The organism is Corynebacterium mustelae (genome assembly GCF_001020985.1).
Classification (GTDB): domain Bacteria; phylum Actinomycetota; class Actinomycetes; order Mycobacteriales; family Mycobacteriaceae; genus Corynebacterium; species Corynebacterium mustelae.
Genome location: NZ_CP011542.1, coordinates 2,915,506 through 2,935,166 on the forward strand (window position 1 = coordinate 2,915,506; position 19,661 = coordinate 2,935,166).

The window sequence follows — 19,661 nt, forward strand, 5'->3', positions numbered from 1 at the left end:
CCTTTAGAGTTTTAGTTTTGAAGCGACCACTCGGGGCCGTCTGGGGTATCGGTCACGGCAATTCCGGCGGCGTTTAACCGATCCCGGACTTCGTCGGCAAGCACCCAATCCTTGGCCGTGCGAGCATCAGTTCGGCGCTGCAATTCTGCCTGCACTAACACGTCCAATGCGGCATGGGCTGCATCGGCATCAGCGGTTGCGGTTTCCGCCCAGGTGTCGGATTGCGGATCAATGCCAAGCACCCCTGCCATGGCACGTACCGAACCTGCGATGCGCCGGGCTTCCGACTCATCCTGCGCCGCAAGGGCCGAATTGCCTGTACGGACTGCGGTGTGGATTTCCGCCAGGGCGCGCGGAACCGCGAAATCGTCGTCCATTGCCTCGGCAAAACCAGGCGTCCACTCCCCGATTTCCACCGGACCCACCCGATCAAGAAACGCCTCAATCCGGCGGTATCCTTGGGCTGCTTCTTGCAAAGCCTCCGGCGAATACTCCAACATGCTTCGGTAATGCGCCGATCCTAAGTAGTAGCGCAGTTCCACTGGCCGAACCAGCTTCAAAATCTCCGGCACGGATAGCACATTGCCCAGCGACTTGCTCATCTTTTCGCCCGCCATGGTCACCCAGTGGTTGTGCATCCAATACCTGGCAAAACCATCACCGGCGGCGTGTGATTGGGCGATTTCGTTCTCGTGGTGCGGGAATTGCAGATCAAGACCGCCGCCGTGAATATCAAACTCGCCACCTAGGTACCAGGTCGCCATGGCGGAGCATTCCAAATGCCAACCAGGGCGACCGGCACCCCACGGGGTTGGCCAGCTGGGTTCACCAGGTTTCGCGGCTTTCCACAGTGCAAAGTCGAGGGGATTGCGTTTACCAGTATTGTCGGTTTCGCCTTGTTCCATTTCCTCAATCCGATTGCCGGAAAGGCAACCGTAGTCGGAACCCGACGTGGCCACCCACGCGGCCACGTCGAAATAAACGGAGCCGTCGGCTGGGTAGGCGAAACCAGCGTCGATAAGCCGCTGCATGTAGTCAATCATCTGGGTGACGTGCCCAGTTGCGCGCGGTTCCACCGATGGCGGCAGCACGCCCAACTGGTCGTAGGCTTTGCTGAACGCCCGCTCGTAGGTGCTCACCCATTCCCACCAGGGGCGATTGTGTTCGGCGGCTTTGGTTAAGATTTTGTCGTCGATGTCGGTGACATTGCGCACGAACGCCACGTCATAGCCGTTGGCTAAAAACCAGCGCCGCACGATGTCAAAGGCCACCCCGGAGCGGACATGCCCGATATGTGGATGGGTTTGGGGCGTGGCACCACACAGATACATCGACACATGCCCCTTATGAAGTGGGGTGAAGTCTCGCAATGTTCGGGTAGCTGTGTCAAAAATCCGTAACGACATGCAGAATAGTCTAGTTCATAGCCGACGGTTTCACTGACTTCACCCAAGTGCTGCACAGTAAGCTAAACGGCCGCCGGTTCAAGCGTTCAAGAGTTTTAGCTTTTGAACCGGCGGCACAGGCAACGTACCGAAGATACGTTTAAGCCATTGTCACTTGCGCAATTTCAACACCTTGGGTAGCAGTGGTGCCTGCGACTACAACCCCCGCCACCTTTTTCTTATTGGTAAATACCACTGGTGTCACCAATTGCTTACCTGCGGAGCGCACAGCCGAGGCGTCCACTTGAACAAGAAGTTGTCCGGCTGTAACGGTCTCGCCAGCGGAGACAAACTTTTTGAAGCCGATTCCGCCCAATTCCACCGTATCCAACCCGATGTGGACCAGAACTTCCAGACCTTCCGTAGTGGCAATCGCGCAGGCATGCATGGTGGGGAAAATGGTCACCACCTTCCCGGTCACCGGGGAACACACATCAAGGGTAGGAATGGAGCTATGCGGGACCACCGCGAAACCGTCGCCAAGCATCCCTGCGGCAAAAACATCGTCGGGAACTTCCGTAATGGGAATCACCGTTCCAGAAAACGGCGCCGTAACGGTTACTTTAGCTTGAGGTTTCGTGGTTTTCTTCGCGAAGCCGAACATTACAGGGCCTTCTCTCCCTCAAGTGCGACTGTGCTGCCTGCTAACTGACGGGCAACTTCGTCGTAGACAAACTGCACTTTAGGCCCAATGACCACCTGCACTGCCGTCTGCGATGGCCGGATAACCCCGGCTACGCCTGCTTTCTTAATATCTTTCTCTGACACAGCAGCGTAGTCCTTAGTGGTTACCCGCAGCCGAGTGGCACAATAGTCCAGGTTCGCAATATTCTCCGCACCACCTAAACCGGCGATGATCTGTGTTGCGGCCTCAGCGACATCCGCATCAGATTCCATAAGGTTGTCTGATACTTCCTCCTCATCCGGTTCCCGACCTGGGGTGCGCAAGTTTAGGACACCGATCAAAGCGTAGAACACCCCGAAATACAAGGCGAAGAACACAACGCCCATGACCAGCAGCATCCACCACTGGTTGGCCAGCGGATTTCCCGAGGACAAGGAGAGGTCAATCGCACCGCCGGAGAAACCGAAACCGGCAGTCCACCCCATGTGTGCGGCAATCGCAACCGAGATGCCCATAAAGACGGCGTGGATCAAGTACAACAGCGGGGCGACGAACATGAAGGAAAACTCCAGTGGCTCGGTAACACCGGTGGCGAATGCGGCCAGAGCACCAGCCATCATTAACGATCCGACCACTTTCTTGCGTTCCGGGGTAGCACGCAGGTACATGGCCAAGGCAGCACCCGGCAGACCAAACATCATGACTGGGAAGAAACCTGCCTGGTAGCGGCCAACCACACCCACAACTTCGCAAGCAGAACCAGTCCAGGTTCCAGGGCACGATGCTGCATCGGTTGCGGCAGCAGCGGCGGCAATCGTTTCACCGCCTTTAAGGAATTTACCGATGTCATTAATACCAATCACATCGAACCAGAAAATCGAGTTCAAGGCGTGGTGCAACCCGGTTGGGATGAGCAGGCGATTGAAGAAACCATACAGGCCAGCACCGAGCGCACCCATTCCTTGAATGGTTTCACCGAAATTAAACAGGGCAGAGTACACGAACGGCCACACGATGTAGAGCACGCCAGCAAGAATGATGGAGAAGAACGACACCAAGATCGGAACCAACCGGCGGCCTGCAAAAAACGCCAGGAAATCGGGCAGTTTTGTGGTGTGGAACCGGTTATATGTCCATGCGGCGAGGATGCCCACCAAGATACCGAAGAGCACATTGCCGTTACCAACGACCTTCCAGCCCTCCGATGCCCACGAAATGGCATCTGCGCCTTCAAGTGCTTCCAAGTCAATCCCGCGGTAACCGGCTACCGTTTCAGCTTTCAGCAGATTGGTTACCGTGAGGAAGCCAATCAGGCCGGACAATGCGGCGGCACCGTTTTTATCCCGCGAAAGCCCGTAGGCCAGGGCGATGGCGAAAATCAACCCCAGGTTATCCAGCACCGCCGAGCCGGATTTAATCAATACAGCTGCCGGGATGGAATTGGCTCCCCACCCGTCTGGGTCGATGCGATACCCGATGCCCAGCAGCAAAGCAGCCACTGGCATCACTGCGACAGCGCCCATGAGGGCTTTGGCAAACTGTTGCAAGTTTCCAAAGACCTTGTCTTTCATGGCCTAATCCTTTCGTTCGTTCGGGGTGTGTCCCATGCCGTCATGCACGCAGCCGTGGAGGAAAACCGCAAGATATGCGGCTTCACCGGTGGCTTCGGGCGGCACTACGTCGCACCCTAAAATACGGCAGATAATCTGCCCAGAAATCTGAAATTCATTATGAAGTTGTCTAGCTATGGCGTCACCGGCCGCCATCGGCCGGAACGTACCCGCCGTAAGCCGGGAAGTTAAACGCGCAATCGTGGATTCCAGTCCGTCGTTGTGCACCACGTTTTCGCTTTTCGACGCCCCCACCGCCGCACCAGTTCCACTAATCCCCAACCTACTGCGGGCAAATCCCACCAATTCTGCCAGTTTATTCGCCTGCGCCAATGGTGCTTTCACACTCACCCCGGTCCGCGCCGCGTTCAAATGCAGAGCCACGAAACCGGCTTCCGGCTTAGGAAACTGCACGTCTGAAATCGAATTATTGATGTATTGGATGACAACTTCCGCTGCATGGAATTCTTCGGGGAAAACCGCCCGGATTTCTCCGGCAATCGCGTTGGTGATGTGTTCGCCGCGTCGCAACCGTGCGATCGCAAACGATAAGTGCTCCACCAACATGATGTACACACTTGGGTGCAGCGTTCCTAAAATATCGGCCGCTAGTTCTACTGCTTCGGAACACTTTTCCACTAATTCCGGATCAAGCCTACGCAGTGACTCCAAAATTTGAGCTTGTTCCTTACCTAGCTGCACGTATTTTTGGTGATCACTCGCTTCCACCACAGCCTGGCCAATTTTTGCCCCAAAACCAATCCCCCGCCCCACCAATACCTGCTGAGCAGTATCGTCCAAACCAGCGCTGCCAGTAACAACCACAGCATTATTACTCAACACTCGAACTATGCGAGGTTGGGGTACCTGGCTGCCACTCACTTCCACAACTACTTTCATAACTACGACACTTTGACAAAGCGAACACAACAATACTTAAAAGATGTGATCCGCTCCCCCGGTCATGCCTGAATGTAGTTTCAGTAACACCCAGCAGGAAGTATGACCTTATTATAAAGCTGTGAATTCTTTCCACAACGAAACCGCAAAATTCACCCCCAATTTGGCACCCCCAGCCCCCTGTAATGACACTAAAACAAAATACATCCACACCTTTGCTACGACATGTTCACACACGGCCAATACCAAACTGCCAAAACTGAGTATTTCTTAAGACGCAAATCCCGGTTCACCACCCCATTCCTGTGTGCTGCGAAACCGCGCTAAGCGGCGTCGAAAAGCAACCCTCGCATCAAGCTTCGCAGCACACACCCAAGCCGCAATCACGTCAATGCTCGCGAAACAAGAGTGCTGCGAATCCTGAATTACTTCACTGGTCAATCAGACCTAGTTCACAGAAACGCAGCACACCCCGCGAAACGAGAGTGCTGCGAACTCTCTTTCGAGAACACCCACACGCAGGATGAAAAACAGGTTTCGCAGCACACAGCTGCGGTGGGCGGCACCTTCCCAAATGCGAGTGCTGCGAAACCTCAATACACCCCCAAGAAAAAGCTCCGGGTTTTTCGAAAAACGCAGCACACAACCCGAACCTCAGAACACGCGCACACTCGCACCGACTCAATTCGATATGTGTGCTGCGAAACCTCGCTGTGGGCCTAGAACCCCAACCCCGAATCTCCCGGAAACGCAGCACACGGCTGCCGTAAGCAATCCGCACTGCTTGGTTTTGTTTTTAGTCAGATAAGGTTTCCGCCCAAACAACTGCGGTAGCGATTGCGGCACGCCCCTCGCCACGCCCGGTAAAACCAAGGTGATCTGTCGTGGTTGCGGATAGGGAAACGGGGGCGCCAAGGATAGCGCTCATTTTTTGCTCTGCTTCTATTCGACGTGGCCCCAGCTTCGGAGATTGACCAACTAGTTGGACAGCACCATTCCCGATGACAAAGCCTTTGTTTTCCAAAAGGGCACGACATTCAGCCAGCAGCCGCTCGCCGGAGACATTGTCGTATTCTTTGCGTCCTACGCCAACGAAAGATCCCAGGTCGCCGAGGCCAGCGGCGGATAGGAGGGCGTCGACAAGCGCATGTGCCACCACGTCGCCGTCGGAATGTCCTTCGCAGCCGGGGACATCGTCGAAAAGCAAACAAGCGATCCAGCAGGGCTTGCCTTCCTCAATTTGGTGGGCATCAGTGGCTATCCCAACCCTGGGAATGATGGGGTTATTCATGAGGCACCTCAAAAATGGTTGGTTCGACGGCATCGGTTATAGCTTTAGCCAGTGCGTAGTCAATAGGGGTGGTTATCTTAAATGCCATAGGATCACCCGCGACGCAGCGGACTTCATGCCCACACCATTCCATGAGACTCGCATCATCGGTAGCCTCAAAACTTGGCGGATCCTGGGCAAAATAACGCTGATTGGCTTCCCGCAACATCTCAAGGTCGAAACCTTGAGGGGTCTGAACTGCCCTAAGTTCGCTACGGACGGGGGTACTAACCACATGATCTGCGGATACTTGTTTAATAGTGTCAGCTACAGGCAATACCGGGATCACCGCTGGCATTCCAGACAACACACTACGCGCTACCCGAGCAATCATTCCTGGTGGGGTCAATGCACGAGCCGCATCGTGGATAAGCACCACCGCCTCAATATCTGTTATTGCTTGCAGACCACACCACACGGAGTCGGCACGCTCACCGCCGCCAAACACGAGGCGAATAGGGATCGTGGGGTCGAATTGTTTGGCACTATCGACGATACGCTGGGCGTATTCCAGCATCTCCGGGCTAATGAGCACGACGATCTCATCAACGATTTCGCTGGTCATCATGGCTTGGATACTGCGCTCCAGCAGGGTTTTTCCACGCAGCTCAACATAGGCTTTAGGAAGGCGCGCGCCCAGGCGGCTGCCTTGTCCCGCGGCAGCAATGAGCGCAATAACGCGCCGTTTCCCAGGTGAGGGAAACTGACGCGTTACAGAAGCAGAGTCCATAGTTATTCTTCGTCGTCGAAGTTGAGGTCGTCTAAGTCCAGATCGTCATCGATCAGTGGCTTTTTCTCCTCCGCATCGTCGATACCCAAGGCGCGATGCCGCTCAATTGTCGCGTCCACCTGGGCCAGTAGCTCGTCCGCTTTGGCCTCGTCCTTGATAGTGGCAAGCGCTAGCTCACCAACAAGAACTTGACGAGCTTTTGCAAGCATGCGCTTTTCCCCAGGGGAAAGCCCCTTTCCTTCATCGCGGCGCCACAGGTCGCGGACCACCTCGGCAACTTTGTTGACATCGCCAGATGCTAACCGCTCCAGATTAGCTTTGTAGCGACGTGACCAGTTTCCGGCTTCTTCCACGCCGGTCTCCCGCAGGAAACTAAAGACGGTTTGTAGACCTTCACCGTCGACGACGTCACGCACACCAACGAGCTCGACATTTTTTGCAGGTAGCCGCACGACGAGATCTGATTGATGGATTTGGAGAACCAGAAAGTCCAAGGTCTCGCCCCCCATTTCGCGCTGTTCAATATCTTGAATAACAGCGGCACCGTGGTGTGGGTAAACGACGGTATCCCCAACCTTGAATTCCATGTACATTCCTTTGAATAAGAGAATAGAAAGTCAACGTGACATTCTATCACTTACCAATCCAATTCTTTAATGAATGGTGCAAACTAACCCTGCCCCGCACAAATTCCTATGAAGTTTGACTCACACTTTGGGCGAAACTTTGCCGCCGTTGCATAACCGGCCGTTTAGTACACCAATCGCAGTTGTCAGCACCTGTGGAGTGCCAATGGCAGCACGAATTGCGGTAATAAAAGAGCTTTCCGCCTATGATCTCAAACCAACCTAAGCGCGACATACCAGGCCAAAAATCAAATAGCTCCTCGACCCTATGCTTCATTGCTTCCGGATCCTGGTGCGGATCTTGCCGAACAATATTGCGCGCCACGGCACTTATAGTCGCGGCACAATTGCCAGTGAGGTTTGCCCGCCCAACCCCGGTCGCCTGAGAAAAAGCCGCCATAATCGGTATGACCATCTTTTGCGTCCGATCTATAACATCAGCTGCATCTGCGCTCATAAGAGTTGGCGGATTATCTACGTCGACGTGCATTGCGGTTACTGCACCTTTTTCCACTATCACGTGGGTATGTTCTGGGCAGTACTGCAAGAATTTGCCGTCAAGTAGCCAGCAACCAACGCTTGTGCCGATAAGTCGGTGCGCGGCGCGTTGAAATGCCAGCGAACCCGCCTTATATAGATGACTGGGTTGGTAGTGGTTCTGAAACCTAACAGCAAGATCGGCGGCAGTTGCAGGTTTGCTCAAATCCGCTATAGCTACCATCTCGCTGCCCTTTGGAGTGGCAGAAAGCACTTTGTATTGAAATGAGGTGCGACTGATTCGTGCCACAGCTTCCTGCCACGGACTTAAAGGTGTGGGGTTTGTCATGTACTCGCTTCACTTCCAATTGTTGCTTTTCGACGTTTCATACTACGGCCTCTGAGGACAGTCACAACCCACCACTATCCCCCTTTAGTTTCCCCCCATTTGGCAGGGTAAAACTGTGTGGAAGAATGGCAAAAAGACTAGAGTGATAAAGGATAAAATTACCCCTTGATGTTGCCGGGGTCGGCAAGTATCAGCGGGGGAGGAAAACGACGACTCACCCCCAATGGAGGACGAACACGTGAAGCCCCTGAAGATTTCCGCCCGCCGCGGCGCTGTGATCTGCGTTGCTGCCGCTTCTGGCTTTTTCCTAGCAGCTTGCTCCGCAGGCCAAATCACCCAGACTTCCGATCAGGTTGCCGCAGTGGATGGCGCTTCCGCCGATTCCGAAGATGGCACGGTTGTCGTACGCGATGTAACTGTTCATGTGACCAAAGATGGTGAGGCTGGCGTTAAGTTCACCGCCATCAACCAGGATGTCACCAATACCACCCACGAATTGAAATCCATTTCCGTGGATGGCACCGAGGTAACCATTGACGGTGAAACCTCAATCAAGCCACAGTGTTCACTGGTTGCCGATATCGAATCGGAAATGGACTTGCTCACCGAGCCCAAGAACGTGTGCGTGAGCCATGTGATTACATCCATGGAAAACCCAGGTTTTGCACTTGCGGGAAATAAAGAGGTTACTTTCACCTTTGATAACGCCGAGATCATCACGATGGCCACTGTTTCGGAGCCAGTTTTGGTCTCTGGCAGCCAGGACCGGGAAACCGGGGCTGAGAAGCACAGCCACTAAAAAGCAACAAACCAATAGGGCTCACTACCGTGTGATGGTGGTGAGCCCCTGTTGGTTTAGTTATTTTTTACTTTTCGACGTCCCCTCTGGCCGATCACACCATTCACAGTAGCGACCCGAAGCGCAAGGACTATGCCAAGCACGATGATGGAGAGGGAAATGCTGTGCACCATCCACGCGCCCTTATCCAGCGTGCGCACTGCGGCCCATCCAGTGGGAACCTCAAGAGGTTTTTCCCCTTCCCTAATGGGATTTACTGCGTGAGTGCGCTCATACCCGCTGAGCACATGGGCCTCAGTTTCTAAATAGACCGGGGGAACCGTGGTGGGGTTAACTACCGAATTCATAGGTTCAGCCACTGCAGAAATGGGCGACACTGCCCCACCAACGGTCATCAACGCCGAGCCAATAGCTACAATCAACGCTACTCGTTTCACGGTTTCCTCCTTCCCTTAAAAACTCTCCTCAAAGCTGAATAACTCTCATATACCCCCAAACGCTCAGGATATCTATTCACCCAGCCACGGAATAACCGCAGTTCCATCAAGATATCCTTATAATATACTAATAAACACTTCATTTTCAAGCTTAAATTAGTGCAACTAATTAATTAAAGCTCTACCACTGTTCTAACCCGTTTTGCGAGTCATGTCGGGGTGGTGTTCTAAGGTGTGTGCATGGCGAAAAAGGTCAAGAGTGTGCACCAATGTACTGAATGCGGATATTCATCTCCTAAATGGTTAGGCAGGTGTCCAGAATGCGGTTCCTGGGGTTCAATGGAAGAACACCAGCATGCCCCAACCGGAACCGCCACCCAAGCAGCAACCACCGGCGTATTAACAAAAGGGCTCACGCCAACCTCGCCAGCCCAGCCCATCACCACTATTGTTGGCAGCAATGCTCAAACAATTTCCACCGGTATTACGGAATTAGACCGAGTACTGGGTACCGGGATTGTTCCCGGATCGGTCGTTTTACTAGCAGGCGAACCCGGTGTGGGAAAATCCACCCTGCTACTTGAAGTGGCAAGTCGATGGGCCAAGCAACCAGCAGTTACTGGGGCAGGCAATCGAGTGGCCTTATATATAACCGCAGAAGAATCCGCCGGGCAGGTGCGGCTTAGAGCGGAACGCACCGGTGCACTACACGATACGCTTTTCCTCTCCGCAGAATCGAATCTTGACGTGGTGTTTGGCCATGTTGATCAGCTAAAACCCAGTTTGCTTATCGTTGACTCGGTGCAGACCATGATCGCCGCTGGAGTAGAAGGAGTCGCAGGTGGAGTCGCCCAGTCTCGTGCCGTAACCGCAGCGTTGACCACCCTAGCAAAGACCACCGGCATTCCGGTTCTACTGGTGGGGCACGTGACCAAAGACGGAAACGTCGCTGGGCCCCGAGTGTTGGAACACTTGGTAGATGTGGTTTTGAATTTTGAGGGCGATCGGCATTCAAGCTTGCGTATGTTGCGGGGGATTAAAAACCGGTTTGGCGCCACAGATGAGGTGGGATGTTTTGAGCAACAATCAGACGGCATCAAAGAGGTAGCTGACCCATCTGGGCTATTCTTATCGCACCGAGGCAGCACTCCTGATGGTACCGCCGTGACCGTCGCCATGGACGGGGTACGTCCAATTCTTGCCGAGGTTCAGTCCCTAGTGGTTCCGACCGAATCCAAAAATCCTAGACGCGCTGTGACTGGACTTGATGCAACCCGAGTCCCTATGGTGCTTGCGGTGTTGTCGGCTCGGGCGGGGCGCCGCACCCATAATTGTGAGGTCTATGTAGCCACAGTCGGTGGAATGAAAGTAGGTGAACCAGCCACTGATTTAGCAATAGCGATGGCTACTGCTAGTGCAATGACTAAAAAACCTCTACCACAAAAAACGATTGTGGTTGGGGAGGTTGGATTGGCCGGAGAGATCCGTCCCGTGCCGAACCTACAACGCCGATTAGCTGAGGCACACCGCCTGGGATATACCCGCGCGATCGTTCCACCAACCGATGTGGCATTGCCTGGAATGACAATAACCTCCGTGGCAACTATCACGGAGGCGTTGGCGGTTATTGCAAATTAAAGTCGAACGGGGCGGACGCGTTATCCCCAATGACCGTGTGCAAATAATAGGAACCAGGGGCAACAGGTTCCCTTACAGCACATCCATCAGGGCTTGAGGTTGTACGCGACCATTGTGCCCGGAAGTATCGTTCTTGCCCCGCCTTAAAGGTTTGAGTTCCCACCCCAGCGGGGTCATTGCAGTCGATATCAGACCAAATGCGCTGATTGGTGTCCAAGGAATACACTTCAAACCTTAATGAATTTTGACTGATATCGATCTCGCAATCAGCGGCGGTGGGATTGCGAACCTTCATATAGAAACTTGGCATTCCCTCCGGAGTATAGCTTGGATAGTCGGCGCTCGCTTCTACCTGCAAATCGGTAATTTCGCAGGTAGATTTCGCCGAAAGTTCATCGCTGGGTTCCGGTGTTGACGAAGGCGCCGAAGAAATCTCAACCGCTTTTTCTTCCGCACTCTTACTCGACGAGGCACTGCTACTGCTTGTCGACGCTTCTGCGGCTGCCGAACGTGAGGTTGTAGGTTCAGCCGAGGTTGTCATAGAGGAAGTAGCCGATGTAGTGGTGGAATCCGAATCTCGGCCCACCAAGCTCAAAACCGCAACAATGACAACTGCCACCACGATGATCGCGATGACCGCTGCCGCCCTACGACGCCGGTAATAAATTTCCGGCAGCCTGCCGTCAGCTGGTGGGACGGTGTCGTGGTTGTCCAGCGGATAACCACGTCCGTGATACTGGCGACGCGGCGGACGGCTGCCGCCAGAAGGGGTTCCTGGGTTTCTATCTCGGCGATCCACACCTCAAAGCCTAAAACGTATGCGACAGCAAACCACGCAACACCCTCGGTGTGTTGGTGCAGCAAATTTCTAAATGCCTTCGGTTGACACCGTTTCCACCAGGCCGTCTGCCAACCGATACCGGGCCGCAACCACCGCAGTCGTGCCATTTTTCACCGCTTCAGCAATCACAGGTGAAATCTGCATAATCTTCGCCACCACCGCCTGGGCATGCGCCCGTTCAAAATCCGCTGCAGTATGCCCGCCCTTAGTTTTGGATTCCAAAATCGACGGTGCAATCTGCTCCACCAAGGTGCGCTGATGCCCCACCGGCACGTCCGCCCCCTCCAATACCACTTCAGCGGTCGCCCGCACCGCGCCACAAGATTCATGCCCCAATACGACCATGACCTCCACACCCAGGCCTGCGACGGCAAATTCCAATGAAGCCAAAACCGCTGAATCTACCACCTCACCGGCAGTACGGACGGTAAAAATATCGCCCAACCCGACGTCGAAAAGCAATTCAACCGGAACCCGCGAGTCCCCGCACGTTAGCACCGCAGCACGCGGGGACTGTCCTAGCTTTAATTCCTCACGGCGAGAAACACTCTGGTTCGGATGCAACGGTGCGCCTTCAGCAAACCGACGGTTGCCATCAAGCAACCCCTCCCACACAAGTTTCGGGTCACGCGGTAAATTCTTCATAACTCATATCTTTCCACCGGGTTAGCCATTTAGTGCAATAAAGCGCTAGATTAATTGTTCTCATGCCCCAACTATCCCCCACACTCATCGACTGGTTTAACACCAATGCCCGCCCCATCATCTGGCGGGACAACCCCACCACGGCGTGGGGCATCCTGGTTTCAGAAGTAATGAGCCAACAAACCCCCGTTCGACGAGTAGAACCCAAGTGGCAAGAATGGCTCGACCGCTGGCCCACCCCCGCCGACCTAGCAGTCGCCCCTACAGACGAAGTACTCAAAGCCTGGGATAATCTCGGTTACCCACGACGCGCATTGCGATTAAAAGAATGCGCACAACAGATCGTCGAAAAGCATGCTGGAATTGTTCCCAATACCGTCGAAGAATTACTAGCCCTACCTGGCATCGGCGACTACACCGCCCGCGCAGTTTGCGCTTTCGCTTACAAACAACGCGTCCCCGTTATAGACGTCAATATTCGGCGAGTCATTAGCCGCGCTTACCACGGCACATACTTACCCCGCAGCAACGCCACAACCAAAACAGACCTAGTTTTTCTCGAAAACTTATTACCAACTACCAATGCAGCCAGCTACTGTACCGCCCTGATGGAACTAGGCGCGCTCGTATGCACCCCTACCCCTGATTGTGACAAATGCCCCATCAACACCGAATGCGCCTGGCAACTAGCAGGCTGCCCACCACCAAGTGACGAAGAACTCAACCAAGCCAAACGACGCGTTCAAAAATTTGTCGGCACCGACCGACAAGTCCGCGGCATCATCATGGCTGAACTGCGTACAGCCACCACACCAGTGCCAAAAACCGCCATCGATATCCTCTGGCCAGACAACCAACAATTAAACCGCGCACTCTACTCACTACTTGAAGATGGTTTGATTGAAGAAACAAATTCCGAATTCAAACTACCTTCCTAGACAAAACTTACGAAACAGTAGGTAATATAAACACCCATGACGCTTCGACGGACTTCAATGCGCTCCAATCGGCTAGCTTTCCGCACCATAAGACTACTAACAGCACTTACGCTGCTCCTTAGTCCGTCCGTCGTAAATGCTGACCCACTCATCACCCTAACCAACGGCATTAACTGGGCCGCAACCACCAAAACCGACTCATGGATCGAAGCCCCACTCGATGACGCCTTCTACACCCCACCCAACGACTTCGCAACCAATCACCCCAACCCCGGCGACATAATCCGAACCCAACCCGCGCCACACCTACTTAACACCTTCGGCCCCAACTTTCCCGGCTACGCCCAAAAGATCCTCTACACCTCCACTGACGAAAAAGGCAGACCAGTCGCAGTATCCGGCTACATCATCGAACCCACCGTCCCCTGGACGGGCCCCGGTCCCACCCCCACCATCGTCTTCGCCCCTGGAACCCGCGGCCAAGCAGACATCTGCGCCCCCTCCCGCGGCACCTGGCTCTTAAGCTCCGTCGCCCCCACAACCGGGGCATTCTCCATAAACTACGAACTGCCACTCCAGTACTACGCTGCCCAACAAGGCATCCGGGTTGTCATGACCGACTACATCGGACTCGGCACCCCCGGCGTACACACATACATCAACGCCATTGAACAATCACACGCAGTTCTTGACGCCGCCCGCGCCACCATTAAAGCAATGGGGGTGCCCGCTGACTCCCCCATCGGTTTCCACGGATATTCCCAAGGCGGTGGGGCCGCCGCAGCTGCCGCCGAAAACGCCGCCAGCTACGCACCCGAACTCAACGTCAAAGGCACCTATGCCGGTGCCCCGCCAGCTAACCTAGAAGAAGTATTCAACGCCGTCGACGGCTCCACGATCTCTGGTGTATTGGGCATGTCCATCAATGGTTTTGCCGCACGCGACGATGAAGTTCGCCATATTTTCGACCGCTACCTCTCCGACTACGGACGCGAATTCCTCGCCACGGTCGCCACAAGCTGCGTTCCAGATTCCGCGGCACACTACGCTTTTGTCAGCTCAGAGAAATTCACTGTCGACGGCACCAACCTGGCGACCGTCGTGTCCAAAGAACCAGAGCTCCAAGCAACCTTAAAGAAACACCGAATTGGACTGAAACGCCCCAACGCCCCCATCATGGTGGCGACCAGCATTGCTGACGACATAATCCCCACCGAGCAGGCCAAACAACTCGCCCAAGACTTCTGTGCTTTAGGCAGCGCCGTGGAATTTCATGAAACACATCTACCCCGAGTAACACCGGATGTCGCCTCGGGTGTCAATCATGCGTTACAGCTATTTGGTGACGCCCCCGCATCCATCAGCTACCTTATGGATCGGTTTAATAATCGTCCCGCCCCCACCAACTGCGGCGCTCTTTAACACCACAGCGCCCTCCCGCATTCACATCTCATGCGCTGGTTGGTTGTGTGCTGCGTTTCCTGTGTTTTGGGTTTTCAATCCGCAACCCACGTTCCGGTTTCGCAGCACACATTAACTGATGCGTTTCCGCTGGTTGGTTGTGTGCTGCGTTTCCTGCGTTTTGGGTTATCAATCCGCAACCCACATTCCGGTTTCGCAGCACACAGATAGGGCGGCATAAGAGAACCCGCCCTGCGTGAAAGCAGGGCGGGTTTGGTTATGTTTTAGACCTCGGGGCTTGGTTCTGCTACCGGCTCAGCAGCTGCAGTAGACATTTCACCTACGAAATCTGGTAGTGGTTTTGGACGTGGCGTGAAGGTGAATTCAGCCTTGTCCGTATCCTTGGATTCGCCATCCCAACCAGTGACGTCAACGGTGATGATTTCGCCAGCGCCAACCTCACCGAACAGAATCTTTTCAGACAATGCGTCTTCAATTTCCCGCTGAATAGTGCGGCGCAGTGGCCGAGCACCAAGCACTGGATCGAAACCACGCTTCGCAAGTAGATTCTTTGCTAGATCGGTAAGTTCGATTCCCATATCTTTGGCTGCGAGAGCCTTTTCGACACGGCCAACTAGCAGGTCAACCATCTCCACAATCTGCTCCTGGGTGAGCTGGTGGAAGACCACGATGTCATCGATACGGTTGAGGAACTCAGGTCGGAAATGCTTCTTTAGCTCGTCGTGAACTTTGTTCTTCATACGCTCGTATTGGCCAGAAGCATCCTGCTCACCAACTGCACTGAAGCCCATGCCCACTGCCTTGGAAATGTCCTGGGTACCAAGGTTTGAGGTGAAGATCAGTACGGTGTTCTTGAAATCCACCAGGCGGCCTTGGCCGTCGGTAAGCCGACCATCTTCAAGGACTTGAAGCAAGGTGTTGTAAATTTCCTTGTGGGCCTTTTCGATTTCGTCGAAAAGCACCACGGAGAACGGCTTACGGCGAACCTTCTCGGTAAGCTGGCCGCCCTCTTCATAACCCACGTAGCCTGGAGGGGCACCGAACAGGCGAGAAGCCGTAAAGCGATCGTGGAATTCACCCATGTCGATTTGGATCAAAGCGTCATCCTCACCAAAGAGGAAATTCGCCAGTGCCTTAGACAGCTCGGTCTTACCCACACCGGACGGCCCCGCGAAAATAAAGGAACCAGATGGGCGCCGTGGGTCTTTCAAGCCTGCACGGGTGCGACGAATCGCACGAGATACTGCCTTAACAGCATCGTCCTGCCCGATGATCCGCTTGTGCAATTCCTCTTCCATGTGCAGCAGTCGGGAGGATTCCTCCTCGGTCAGCTTAAACACAGGAATACCAGTCCAATGCGCAAGCACTTCAGCAATCTGTTCCTCGCCAACCTCAGCGATATCCTCTAATTCGCCGGAACGCCATTGCTTTTCTTTCTCTGCACGCTCCTCACCCAGTTTGCGTTCCTTATCGCGCAGCCCAGCTGCCTTTTCGAAGTCCTGGGCATCAATGGCAGCCTCCTTTTCCCTACGGACAGCTGCGATTCGCTCATCAACTTCACGCAGTCCCTCCGGCGCCGTCATCCGCTTAATGCGCATGCGGGCACCAGCTTCGTCGATCAAGTCAACGGCTTTATCCGGCAAGAAGCGGTCGTTAATGTAGCGATCCGAAAGATTCGCTGCCGCAGCCAAGGCACCATCGGTGATCGAGACCCGGTGGTGAGCTTCATAGCGATCACGTAGCCCTTTGAGAATATCGATGGTCAATTCCACCGAAGGTTCCGGAACGTTCACTGGTTGGAACCGACGCTCCAGCGCCGCATCCTTTTCAATGTGCTTGCGGTATTCATCCAAAGTGGTGGCACCAATGGTCTGCAATTCACCACGCGCCAACTTCGGCTTAAGCAGCGAAGCTGCGTCAATAGCACCCTCCGCGGCACCCGCGCCAACTAAGGTGTGGATCTCATCAATAAACAGGATAATGTCGCCGCGCTGATTGATTTCCTTCAGCACTTTCTTCAGGCGCTCCTCAAAATCACCACGGTATCGGGAACCCGCAACCAGCGACCCCAAATCGAGGGAATATACCTGCTTATTCTTCAGTGTCTCTGGAACTTTGCCGTTAACAATGTCGAGGGCAAGGCCTTCAACAACGGCGGTTTTACCTACACCAGGCTCGCCGATAAGCACCGGGTTATTCTTGGTGCGACGGGAAAGAACCTGCATGATGCGTTCGATTTCCTGCTCCCGGCCAACAACCGGATCCAGCTTGCCTTCCTTGGCTGCCTGGGTAAGGTTACGACCAAACTGATCGAGCACCAACGAATTGGAACGCTCCCCAGCACCTCCCCGGCCGCCCCGGCTACCAGCACCAGCACCTAAACCACCCGAGCTTGGGCTGGCTCCAGCACCCACAGCATCGTTGCCTTCCGATTCAGGGCTATCACCACCCTCGTAGCCACTGAGTAACTGGATAACCTGCTGGCGCACCCGGGGAAGATCCGCACCAAGCTTCACTAACACCTGAGCAGCAACACCCTCACCCTCCCGGATCAAGCCAAGTAGCAAAAACTCGGTGCCGATGTACTTGTGCCCCATCTGGAGCCCCTCGCGTAGCGAAAGTTCCAGCACTTTCTTCGCACGAGGAGTAAAAGGAATATGCCCAACAGGCGGCTCGGTACCTTGGCCAATAATCTCTTCCACCTCTTGGCGCACAGCTTCCAGAGAGATACCCATTGACTCCAGTGCTTTTGCAGCAACACCCTCGCCTTCGTGGATGAGACCCAACAAAATATGCTCGGTGCCGATGTAATTATGGTTAAGGCCACGTGCCTCCTCCTGCGCCAGCACGATGACGCGGCGAGCACGGTCAGTAAAACGCTCGAACATGTTCACTTCCTAACTTGAAATTCGCTAATGCTCACCACTTTAACCCGCGGAACAAACCTTCAGAACCCAAGCCGCGACCATAACGCGTCGAAAAGCAGAAAAAGCCCAGCTTAAACGCATGTACGCCGGTAGCGAACACCCATCAAGGCACCCGAGCCGCAAAATTCGCCGCCTCAATACCACTCGTGCGCTTAGGGAACCGACGCGGCGAAGCTGGCGCCACCGCCTTAGGCTTCTTGCTTTTCGACGCCCGCATCACCACCCCCACCAGTTTCGCGCTCAACACCGGGTGGTCAACCTGCATCCGGGACACAAACCGATTCCGCCACCGCTTCATCATGACACCTCCGCAACAATCGCGGCAACCTCGGCGAGCGCCGCTTCCCGATCCACCGGAACCAACCCAATTCGGGTACGCCGATCCAACACATCGTCGGCACCCAATGCGCCTTCGTGCGTGATGGCAAATTCAACCTCCGCCCGGGTAACGTCCAGGCCAGCCACCTTCTCCAATGGTCGGTCAATCGTGGCGCGATCAACCACCGTGCGCGCCTCTAAACCAAAACGTGCAATTAAACTCTCAGGCAAACCCGTATGATCGGCGGTGGTTTTGCCTTGAGATTCACAATGCCCCGGCGCCCCCACCAGCGGATAAGCATGGGTGCGGCACGGCCCAGCAGGCAATTGACGGCGACGAATAACCTCATCGACCGTCTCCTGCGCCATCAACCGATACTCAGTGAACTTCCCGCCAACTACGGAAATAACTCCCGTTTCCGATTCCAAAACCGCATGTTTCCGGGACAAATCGGCCGATGTCTTCGACTCCCCGGAATCAATAAGCGGCCGCAACCCGGCAAACGCCCCCACCACATCCGCCTCAGTAAGATCAGTAGCCAACGCCCGGTTAAAAGCAGCAAGCAAAAACTCTTCGTCTTCCTTCGGGGCATCTGGCACATCCGGAATCTCACCATCCAATTCAACATCGGTAAGACCCAAATACACTCGCCCCAACTGTTCCGGCATGGCGAATACAAACCGGGAAACACTACCCGGTAGCGGTACAGTCAACGCCCCGGTGGGATTACCCAATCGATGCGCCGGTATCACCAGATGGGTACCCCTAGACGTACGCAGTTTGATACCCGGATCCACCTGCCCCGCCCATACCCCAGCAGCATTCACCACTGCTTTAGCTGAGATGTTCAGCCGCGCACCGGTTTTTTCGTCGACAAGCTCCGTGCCCGTGCCCGTAACCTGATGCGCTGACACATACGTCAAAACCTTCGCTCCCGCCCCCACCGCAGTGCGGGCAACAGCAGTAACCAGGCGGGCATCATCAATCATCTGCCCATCAAAATTCACAAACGCACCCCTAAGCCCGTTAGGGTTTGCGGCTGGGCACAACGCCAACGCTTCACGACGCCCCACGAAACGACTACGCGGCAACGTTGAAGACTTCGTGCCAGCCATCAACCGCAACACATCACCCGCCCAAAAACCCAGCCGCACCGCCGCTTTCTGGAACAGATTGGTATCCGGCCCCACCAACGTCACCTGCGGCAGCGCCGAAACCAAATGTGGAGCCAGCACCTCCATCAACAACCCCCGCTCCTTAGCGGAGTGAAAAGCAATCCTGACCTCACCCTTCGCCAAATACCTTAAACCGCCATGCACCAATTTCGACGAAAAACGACTCGTACCATGCGCCAAATCCTGCTGATCAACCACCAGAACCTTAAGCCCCCGAGTCGCCGCATCCAACGCCACCCCCACGCCAGTAATCCCCGCCCCCACAACCAACACATCAACCTTCGGGTGCTTTTCCAACTCGGCCCACCAATCACGCCGAACTTGAGCATTCAACACCGTCGAAAACATAGCTACTCCCCAGAAAACCGTGCGTACATCACCAATCATGCGCCCGAAATAAATACGTGTCAACGACGCACCCCACCTAT

At 54.7% G+C, this 19,661-nt stretch carries 16 protein-coding genes and 1 pseudogene; 4 read left to right on the forward strand and 13 right to left on the reverse strand.

Annotated features, from left to right (window positions below; genetic code table 11):
* Positions 1 to 11 precede the first annotated feature (11 nt).
* The 7 genes and pseudogenes from cysS to CMUST_RS13040 form a co-directional block, all read right to left on the reverse strand.
* Positions 12 to 1,406 carry a cysteine--tRNA ligase gene (gene cysS, locus CMUST_RS13000; RefSeq protein ID WP_047262868.1) on the reverse strand — a complete coding sequence of 465 codons (1,395 nt, stop codon included), beginning with the start codon at positions 1,404 to 1,406 and terminating at the stop codon, positions 12 to 14.
* Between the two features lie 139 nt (positions 1,407 to 1,545).
* A pseudogene (nagE, locus tag CMUST_RS13010) lies at positions 1,546 to 3,641 on the reverse strand (N-acetylglucosamine-specific PTS transporter subunit IIBC).
* A 3-nt stretch (positions 3,642 to 3,644) separates the two neighbouring features.
* Positions 3,645 to 4,580 carry a PRD domain-containing protein gene (locus CMUST_RS13015; RefSeq protein WP_047262871.1) on the reverse strand — a complete coding sequence of 312 codons (936 nt, stop codon included), beginning with the start codon at positions 4,578 to 4,580 and terminating at the stop codon, positions 3,645 to 3,647.
* A 796-nt stretch (positions 4,581 to 5,376) separates the two neighbouring features.
* Positions 5,377 to 5,871 carry a 2-C-methyl-D-erythritol 2,4-cyclodiphosphate synthase gene (ispF, locus tag CMUST_RS13025; protein ID WP_047262873.1) on the reverse strand — a complete coding sequence of 165 codons (495 nt, stop codon included), beginning with the start codon at positions 5,869 to 5,871 and terminating at the stop codon, positions 5,377 to 5,379.
* A complete protein-coding gene (ispD, locus tag CMUST_RS13030; RefSeq protein ID WP_047262874.1) occupies positions 5,864 to 6,640 on the reverse strand; it encodes a 2-C-methyl-D-erythritol 4-phosphate cytidylyltransferase in 777 nt (258 codons plus the stop codon). The genes ispF and ispD overlap by 8 nt, the downstream gene beginning before the upstream one ends.
* A 2-nt stretch (positions 6,641 to 6,642) precedes the next feature.
* On the reverse strand, positions 6,643 to 7,227 hold the full coding sequence (locus tag CMUST_RS13035) for a CarD family transcriptional regulator (protein ID WP_047262875.1): 585 nt from the start codon (positions 7,225 to 7,227) through the stop codon (positions 6,643 to 6,645).
* Positions 7,228 to 7,333: 106 nt separating this feature from the next.
* The gene (locus CMUST_RS13040) at positions 7,334 to 8,092 is read right to left on the reverse strand and encodes a hypothetical protein (RefSeq protein WP_047262876.1); all 759 of its coding nucleotides are present in this window, start codon (positions 8,090 to 8,092) and stop codon (positions 7,334 to 7,336) included.
* 223 nt (positions 8,093 to 8,315) lie between these two features.
* Here CMUST_RS13040 and CMUST_RS13045 point away from each other — a divergent pair, with 223 nt between their 5' ends.
* A complete protein-coding gene (locus CMUST_RS13045) occupies positions 8,316 to 8,891 on the forward strand; it encodes a hypothetical protein (RefSeq protein ID WP_047262877.1) in 576 nt (191 codons plus the stop codon).
* A gap of 56 nt (positions 8,892 to 8,947) precedes the next feature.
* Here the strand turns inward: CMUST_RS13045 and CMUST_RS13050 are convergent, their stop codons facing one another.
* A complete protein-coding gene (locus CMUST_RS13050) occupies positions 8,948 to 9,328 on the reverse strand; it encodes a hypothetical protein (protein WP_047262878.1) in 381 nt (126 codons plus the stop codon).
* A 240-nt stretch (positions 9,329 to 9,568) separates the two neighbouring features.
* Between CMUST_RS13050 and radA the strand changes: the two genes are divergently transcribed.
* Positions 9,569 to 10,966, forward strand: a complete 1,398-nt coding sequence (gene radA, locus CMUST_RS13055) for a DNA repair protein RadA (RefSeq protein ID WP_047262879.1) — start codon at positions 9,569 to 9,571, stop codon at positions 10,964 to 10,966.
* On the opposite strand, the gene CMUST_RS13060 is transcribed toward radA, so the two are convergent.
* Both CMUST_RS13060 and CMUST_RS13065 read right to left on the reverse strand, forming a co-directional pair.
* Positions 10,953 to 11,765 (reverse strand): hypothetical protein, encoded by an 813-nt coding sequence (locus CMUST_RS13060; protein ID WP_236690122.1) that lies wholly within the window; start codon positions 11,763 to 11,765, stop codon positions 10,953 to 10,955. The two genes, radA and CMUST_RS13060, sit on opposite strands and share 14 nt — an antisense overlap.
* A gap of 69 nt (positions 11,766 to 11,834) precedes the next feature.
* Positions 11,835 to 12,452: a carbonic anhydrase gene (locus CMUST_RS13065; RefSeq protein WP_047262880.1), complete on the reverse strand. Its 618-nt coding sequence runs from the start codon at positions 12,450 to 12,452 to the stop codon at positions 11,835 to 11,837.
* 62 nt (positions 12,453 to 12,514) lie between these two features.
* On the opposite strand from CMUST_RS13065, the gene CMUST_RS13070 reads away from it, so the two are divergent.
* Complete coding sequence (locus tag CMUST_RS13070) at positions 12,515 to 13,390, forward strand: HhH-GPD family protein (RefSeq protein ID WP_047262881.1); 876 nt, start codon at positions 12,515 to 12,517, stop codon at positions 13,388 to 13,390.
* Positions 13,391 to 13,426: 36 nt separating this feature from the next.
* Positions 13,427 to 14,812 carry a lipase family protein gene (locus CMUST_RS13075; protein WP_144414218.1) on the forward strand — a complete coding sequence of 462 codons (1,386 nt, stop codon included), beginning with the start codon at positions 13,427 to 13,429 and terminating at the stop codon, positions 14,810 to 14,812.
* A 263-nt stretch (positions 14,813 to 15,075) separates the two neighbouring features.
* Here CMUST_RS13075 and CMUST_RS13080 read toward each other — a convergent pair whose 3' ends face one another.
* The 3 genes from CMUST_RS13080 to CMUST_RS13090 form a co-directional block, all read right to left on the reverse strand.
* Positions 15,076 to 17,700, reverse strand: a complete 2,625-nt coding sequence (locus tag CMUST_RS13080; RefSeq protein WP_047262883.1) for an ATP-dependent Clp protease ATP-binding subunit — start codon at positions 17,698 to 17,700, stop codon at positions 15,076 to 15,078.
* A 142-nt stretch (positions 17,701 to 17,842) separates the two neighbouring features.
* Positions 17,843 to 18,040, reverse strand: coding sequence for a hypothetical protein (locus CMUST_RS13085; RefSeq protein ID WP_144414219.1), 198 nt, complete (start codon positions 18,038 to 18,040; stop codon positions 17,843 to 17,845).
* Positions 18,037 to 19,581 carry a glycerol-3-phosphate dehydrogenase/oxidase gene (locus CMUST_RS13090; RefSeq protein WP_052844857.1) on the reverse strand — a complete coding sequence of 515 codons (1,545 nt, stop codon included), beginning with the start codon at positions 19,579 to 19,581 and terminating at the stop codon, positions 18,037 to 18,039. Before CMUST_RS13090 ends, CMUST_RS13085 begins: the two co-directional genes overlap by 4 nt.
* Positions 19,582 to 19,661: the final 80 nt, after the last annotated feature.

Bases quoted from the DNA above. Each gene is read 5' to 3' on its own strand.
- CMUST_RS13045 (WP_047262877.1), top strand. From the start codon at position 8,316: ATGGAGGACGAACACGTGAAGCCCCTGAAGATTTCCGCCCGCCGCGGC.
- CMUST_RS13040 (WP_047262876.1), bottom strand. From the start codon at position 8,092: ATGACAAACCCCACACCTTTAAGTCCGTGGCAGGAAGCTGTGGCACGA.
- ispF (WP_047262873.1), bottom strand. From the start codon at position 5,871: ATGAATAACCCCATCATTCCCAGGGTTGGGATAGCCACTGATGCCCAC.
- CMUST_RS13090 (WP_052844857.1), bottom strand. From the start codon at position 19,581: ATGTTTTCGACGGTGTTGAATGCTCAAGTTCGGCGTGATTGGTGGGCC.
- CMUST_RS13075 (WP_144414218.1), top strand. From the start codon at position 13,427: ATGACGCTTCGACGGACTTCAATGCGCTCCAATCGGCTAGCTTTCCGC.
- cysS (WP_047262868.1), bottom strand. From the start codon at position 1,406: ATGTCGTTACGGATTTTTGACACAGCTACCCGAACATTGCGAGACTTC.
- CMUST_RS13035 (WP_047262875.1), bottom strand. From the start codon at position 7,227: ATGGAATTCAAGGTTGGGGATACCGTCGTTTACCCACACCACGGTGCC.
- ispD (WP_047262874.1), bottom strand. From the start codon at position 6,640: ATGGACTCTGCTTCTGTAACGCGTCAGTTTCCCTCACCTGGGAAACGG.
- CMUST_RS13070 (WP_047262881.1), top strand. From the start codon at position 12,515: ATGCCCCAACTATCCCCCACACTCATCGACTGGTTTAACACCAATGCC.
- CMUST_RS13065 (WP_047262880.1), bottom strand. From the start codon at position 12,452: ATGAAGAATTTACCGCGTGACCCGAAACTTGTGTGGGAGGGGTTGCTT.
- CMUST_RS13085 (WP_144414219.1), bottom strand. From the start codon at position 18,040: ATGATGAAGCGGTGGCGGAATCGGTTTGTGTCCCGGATGCAGGTTGAC.
- CMUST_RS13080 (WP_047262883.1), bottom strand. From the start codon at position 17,700: ATGTTCGAGCGTTTTACTGACCGTGCTCGCCGCGTCATCGTGCTGGCG.
- radA (WP_047262879.1), top strand. From the start codon at position 9,569: ATGGCGAAAAAGGTCAAGAGTGTGCACCAATGTACTGAATGCGGATAT.
- CMUST_RS13015 (WP_047262871.1), bottom strand. From the start codon at position 4,580: ATGAAAGTAGTTGTGGAAGTGAGTGGCAGCCAGGTACCCCAACCTCGC.